General features: G+C 60.9%; 1 protein-coding gene. It reads right to left on the bottom strand.

Features of this window, described 5'->3' with window-relative positions; translation table 11 throughout:
- The coding region (locus tag HA052_RS27210) for a transposase domain-containing protein (protein ID WP_206119083.1) at positions 1–361 on the bottom strand (361 nt) is incomplete at both ends.

Genomic DNA, 361 nt, shown 5'->3' with positions numbered 1-361 from the left:
TGGGGGTAGCTTGCCACAACGCCCGAGGCATAGACCTGAGCACCAAAGTGCTGGCGATTTTCCGGCGTGTCGGAGGTTCGGAGGGTGCTGCCATCGATGGCATAACGGGCTAACCCACGCCAAGTGCATCCGCGTCGCTGCCGTTCATCCCAAGCCCCGGCGCAGAGTGTGAAGAGTTGAGCCAATGGTTCTTCTCCGAGCCGCTGTCGTGCCTGGGTCAAAGCGCTTTTGGCAATGTCGGGGTTAGCCTCGTCGGGCAGCACCAAATCGAGATGGGCAGCGACTTCCGGGATGGATTGATGCCGGAACATAGCCAGCGCGATCAGAAGCCAGACGACCTGCTCGGCCGGCAATTTACGCC

Source organism: Chromobacterium fluminis, from assembly GCF_011602385.1.
Lineage (GTDB): Bacteria > Pseudomonadota > Gammaproteobacteria > Burkholderiales > Chromobacteriaceae > Chromobacterium > Chromobacterium fluminis.
This window is presented reverse-complemented; position numbering and strand designations above follow the sequence as displayed.